Consider the following 278-nt stretch of genomic DNA (forward strand, 5'->3'; position numbering starts at 1 on the left):
CACCTAGCGTAGCGCTGTAGAAGTTCTGCACCTTCATTTTGCCGCCGCTTTTTTCCTCCACAAGTTCTTTAAACTTAATTAACCCCTGTCCTTGCGGATGATCTTCATTTAAGCCAATGCCTGCTTTAATTTTGCGTTCTTTAATTCCGCTGGCCGCTTCTGTCTTCTCCTTCGGAGCGCCGCCCCCTGTACTTGTGCTGCTGCCGCTGGTACCACAGCCCATCAGCAGCAAGGCCGGAAGCGCTAATCCGATAGTAAGATTTTTTGTCCACTTTTTT

At 48.9% G+C, this 278-nt stretch carries 1 pseudogene; it reads right to left on the reverse strand.

Going from position 1 to position 278, the window contains the following annotated elements:
• Window positions 1-223, reverse strand: a pseudogene (locus LKX83_RS32490) (TRAP transporter substrate-binding protein); the annotation flags it as partial.
• Between the last annotated feature and the right edge of the window lie 55 nt (window positions 224-278).

Source organism: Cohnella baijiui (assembly GCF_020731285.1).
Taxonomy (GTDB): Bacteria; Bacillota; Bacilli; order Paenibacillales; family Paenibacillaceae; genus Cohnella.